This window comes from Mycobacterium sp., from assembly GCF_035314905.1.
Lineage (GTDB): Bacteria > Actinomycetota > Actinomycetes > Mycobacteriales > Mycobacteriaceae > Mycobacterium.
Map to the genome: position 1 here is coordinate 1 of NZ_DATFYW010000141.1, position 4157 is coordinate 4157.

General features: G+C 69.6%; 6 protein-coding genes. 5 read left to right on the top strand and 1 reads right to left on the bottom strand.

The window, feature by feature from the left end; genetic code table 11:
- Position 1 precedes the first annotated feature (1 nt).
- Complete coding sequence (locus VKG81_RS12210) at positions 2-265, top strand: hypothetical protein (protein ID WP_324396251.1); 264 nt, start codon at positions 2-4, stop codon at positions 263-265.
- 3 nt (positions 266-268) lie between these two features.
- On the opposite strand, the gene VKG81_RS12215 is transcribed toward VKG81_RS12210, so the two are convergent.
- Complete coding sequence (locus VKG81_RS12215) at positions 269-946, bottom strand: phosphoribosyltransferase (RefSeq protein WP_324396253.1); 678 nt, start codon at positions 944-946, stop codon at positions 269-271.
- A gap of 139 nt (positions 947-1085) precedes the next feature.
- Here VKG81_RS12215 and VKG81_RS12220 point away from each other — a divergent pair, with 139 nt between their 5' ends.
- The 4 genes from VKG81_RS12220 to VKG81_RS12235 all read left to right on the top strand — a co-directional run.
- The gene (locus tag VKG81_RS12220; protein WP_324396255.1) at positions 1086-2174 is read left to right on the top strand and encodes a 4Fe-4S dicluster domain-containing protein; all 1089 of its coding nucleotides are present in this window, start codon (positions 1086-1088) and stop codon (positions 2172-2174) included.
- Positions 2164-2991, top strand: coding sequence for an FAD/NAD(P)-binding protein (locus VKG81_RS12225; RefSeq protein WP_324396257.1), 828 nt, complete (start codon positions 2164-2166; stop codon positions 2989-2991). Before VKG81_RS12220 ends, VKG81_RS12225 begins: the two co-directional genes overlap by 11 nt.
- Positions 2992-3753 carry an oxidoreductase gene (locus VKG81_RS12230; protein ID WP_324396259.1) on the top strand — a complete coding sequence of 254 codons (762 nt, stop codon included), beginning with the start codon at positions 2992-2994 and terminating at the stop codon, positions 3751-3753. It begins immediately after the preceding gene.
- The coding region (locus VKG81_RS12235; protein ID WP_324396260.1) for a nickel-dependent hydrogenase large subunit at positions 3750-4157 on the top strand (408 nt) is incomplete at its 3' end. The genes VKG81_RS12230 and VKG81_RS12235, both read left to right, overlap by 4 nt.

Here is a 4157-nt window from a genome sequence, read left to right on the forward strand (position 1 = left end):
GATGGCCGTGATCGGCCTCGCCGCGCTGGTGACCGCGGTGGTCACCAGCAATGAAGTCATCGCCTGGGTCTGCATCGTCGCCAGTGTCATCGGCGTGGTGCTGCTGATCGTCGACGCGGTGCGCGAACGGCAACGCAGCGACGCCGCACCGTCGGGCGACGCGGAGGCGGCGCCCCCGGCTGAGGAGCCCGAGCCGCGTCACGAAGAGTTCGACGAGGAGTACCCGGAGGACGCCGCGGCTGACAAGGCCGAGGGCGACCGCTGACGCTCAGCGGGTCGGCGTGGCCAGCAGCTTGCGCACCTCGTCGTCCGTGGTCTGGCTGAAGTCGCCGTAATACTCGCCGACGGCCATGAACGACGCCGGCACCGTCACGCACACCACGTCGTCGGCGACGCCGGCGAGCTGCCTTTGTGCCGATGCCGGGGCCACCGGCACCGCGACGACGATCCGGCCCGGCCGGGCGGACCGCACGGCCCGAACAGCGGCGCGCATGCTTGCACCGGTCGCGATGCCGTCATCGACCAGAATCACCGTCTTGCCGGTCAGCTCTGTCGGTGGCCGCTCGCCGCGGTAGGCCGCCTCCCTGCGGGCCAGTTCGGCGGTCTCGCGCTCGATCACCTGTCCCAACTGCTCGTCGCTGATCTGCAAGCTGCGGATGACCTCGTCGTTGAGGACGAGGCCACCGCCGCTGGACAATGCGCCCAGCGCCAGTTCCTCCCAGCGCGGAGCACCGAGCTTGCGCACGACGAACACATCCAGCGGCGCATGCAGCGCCGCCGCCACTTCCCATGCCACCGGCACGCCGCCGCGCGGCAGCCCGAGGACGAGCACATCGGGCTGGTCGCGGTATTCGTCCAGCGCGTCGGCGAGCACCCGGCCTGCCTCGCGGCGGTCGGAGAACGCGCGCCGCACCACCCCGCGCGCCAGGCTGCTGAATCGCCCCACAGTCGTTGCTCCCTTTCCCGAGTCTAGGCTTTGACCGGCGCCAACCCGGCGCGTTCCGCGGCCCGGGTGTGACTTTCGGCCCGCTGCCGGTGTCGCAAGGCCCTCGTTTCCGGCAGGCTCCCGGCGCGACGATGTCCGCGTGACTGGGCGGGCGCTTCCGGACAGCGCGGTATTGTCCGAGGATGGCCTGCGCCGACTCGTCGAGGAACTGGCCGGGCGTGGCTACCGTGTGGTCGGGCCGACATTGCGCGACAACGCGATCGTGCTGGCCGAGCTGTCGTCCGCCGACGACCTGCCCAGCGGGTGGGGTGTGGACGTGGCACCGGGGCGTTATCGGCTGCGGCGGCGCGAGGACGACGCCCGGTTCGGCCATTCGGCCGGCCCGCAGTCGTGGAAACAGTTCCTGCACCCGCCGCGTCAGCGGTTGTGGTCGGGCGGCCGCGACATGACGGATCACGACGGGCCAGAGCAGGTTCCGCGATATGCGTTCCTCGGTGTGCGGGGTTGTGACCTGGCCGCGATCGCGGCCCTCGACCGGGTGATCGGTCGTCGGGTGCAGGCGTTCATCGTCGCGGTCAACTGCACCGAGCCGGGCGGGCTGTGCTTCTGCGCATCGATGGGCACCGGCCCCGCCGCCGGCCCGGGTTACGACCTGTCGCTGACCGAGCGCCTCGACGGCGACGCCCCGCGCTACCTGGTGGACGTCGGCACCGAGCACGGTGCCGGCGTGCTCGCCGCGATACCGCATCAACCGGCGGACACCGATCAAATCGATTCCGCGCGTGCAGATGTCGCTGCGGCGATTCATAAGATGGGTCGGCGGATGCCCTCGACGGACCTCCGGGACCTTCTTGCGCGGTCGCGGGAGTCGGCGCAGTGGGAGGAAGTGGCGAGCCGCTGCCTGACGTGCGGCAACTGCACGATGGTGTGCCCGACGTGTTTTTGCACCAGCACAGAAGACGTCAGCGACCTCACCGGCGAGCACGCCGAACGCTGGCAAGAATGGGCGTCCTGCTTCGAATTCGACTTTACGTTCGTGCACGAGGGCAGCGTCCGCCGGTCCGGCGCTTCGCGGTACCGGCATTGGCTGACCCACAAGCTGGGCACCTGGCACGACCAGTTTCAGATGTCGGGTTGCGTCGGCTGCGGCCGGTGTATCGCCTGGTGTCCGACCGGAATCGACATCACCGAGGAAATGACGAGGATGGCGGCCTCCGATGGCGAGTGAGATGGCGCCGGTCCCCTACCGTGTCGGCAGCCGCGTCGTCGAGAACGGGGATTCGGCCACGCTGCTCCTGGAGCCGCTTCGGACCGCGTTGGCCGCCCCGCGGCCCGGCGAGTTCATGATGCTCTACGCCTTCGGCGTCGGCGAGGTGGCGATCTCGGCCAGTGGTGACCCGACGATCGCCGACGGGACGATCACCCACACCATTCGCGCTGTCGGCGCGGTGAGCCGGGCCCTGCACGACGCGACGCCGGGCACGGTGATCGGGGTGCGGGGGCCGCTCGGCACCAGGTGGGGTTTGGACGGCGTCGATGACCGCGACCTGGTGATCGTGGCGGGCGGCGTGGGATTGGCCCCATTGCGCCCCCTGCTGTTGGGCGCGGTGGCGGACCGGGACCGCTACGGCCGGGTGGTGCTGATCGCCGGCGCGCGCTCGCGTGCGGACTTCCTGTTCGCCACCGAGCTCGCGGAGTGGGTGGACAATCCGGCGGTGGAGGTACATCTGACCGTCGATGTCCCCGTCCAAGGCTGGCCCGGAGAGGTCGGATTCGTCACCGAGCCGCTGCGCCGGCTGGCGCTGGATCCCGCGCGCACGACCGCGTTCCTGTGCGGGCCGGAGCCGATGATGCGGTTCGGTGCCGAGGCGCTCATGGATAAAGGCCTGGCTGCCAACGATATTCGGGTGTCGCTGGAGCGAAACATGCAATGTGGGATCGGCTGGTGCGGCCACTGCCAGCTCGGGCCGCTGTTATTGTGCCGCGACGGGCCCGTGGTCGGCTACGACGTCGCCGGTCCGCTGCTCAAAGTCAAGGAGCTCTAGATGGCAAGGCCCACACTGGCCGTGTGGAAGTTCGCGTCGTGTGACGGCTGTCAGCTGACGCTATTGGATTGCGAAGACGAACTGCTGACGCTTGCCGGGCAAGTCGAGATCGCGACGTTCGCGGAGGCATCCAGTGCGCTGGCCGGCGGACCCTACGATGTCTCGCTGGTGGAGGGCTCGATCACCACCCGGCACGACGAGCGGCGCATCGGCGAGATCCGCGAGCAGTCAACGGTGCTGGTGTCCATCGGTGCGTGCGCGACCGCAGGCGGGATCCAGGCGCTGCGCAACTTCGCCGACGTCGGCGAGTTCGCGTCCGTCGTCTACGCCCGGCCGGACTACATCGACACACTGGCCACCTCCACGCCCGCCTCGGCCCACGTCAAGGTCGATTACGAACTGCCCGGCTGCCCGATCGACCGTGGCCAGCTGCTGGACACCCTGGCCGCGTTGCTGATCGGACGCAAGCCGCGAATCGCGCCGGCGACGGTGTGCACCGAGTGCAAGCGCAGGGGAGTGACCTGCATCGTGGTGGCCGACGGCATTCCCTGCCTGGGCCCGGTGACCCACGCCGGATGCGGGGCATTGTGCCCGTCGCTTCACCGTGGCTGCTACGGATGCTTCGGCCCGGCCGCAAAACCGCAGACCGCGACCCTGATCCCGTTGCTGCGCCGCGACGGGATGTCCGACGGCGACGTTGGTCGCGTGTTCGCGACGTTCAACGTCGGCACGCCCGAATTCAGTGACCCGGGCGCGCGGTGAGCGCCGCAGTCCGGACGCTGAGCGTGGGCACGCTGACCCGCGTCGAAGGCGAAGGCGCGGTGCACGTCACGCTGAAAGACGGAGCGCTGCAACGCGTCGAGCTGAACATCTACGAGCCGCCGCGGTTTTTCGAGGCCTTCCTGCGGGGCCGCGCGTATACCGAGCCGCCGGACCTCACCGCGCGCATCTGCGGCATCTGCCCGGTGGCCTACCAGGTCAGCGCCTGCAACGCGATCGAGGACGCGTGCGGCGTACGGCCCGGTCGGGAACTGGTCGAACTTCGCCGGCTGTTGTACTGCGGCGAGTGGATCCACAGCCACGTGTTGCACATCTACCTGCTGCACGCACCGGACTTCCTCGGCTACCCCGACATGATCAGCATGGCCCGTGAGCACCGCGCCGCC

Coding starts and splice junctions, on each gene's coding strand:
- VKG81_RS12210 (WP_324396251.1), top strand. CDS start 2: ATGGCCGTGATCGGCCTCGCCGCGCTGGTGACCGCGGTGGTCACCAGC.
- VKG81_RS12225 (WP_324396257.1), top strand. CDS start 2,164: ATGGCGAGTGAGATGGCGCCGGTCCCCTACCGTGTCGGCAGCCGCGTC.
- VKG81_RS12230 (WP_324396259.1), top strand. CDS start 2,992: ATGGCAAGGCCCACACTGGCCGTGTGGAAGTTCGCGTCGTGTGACGGC.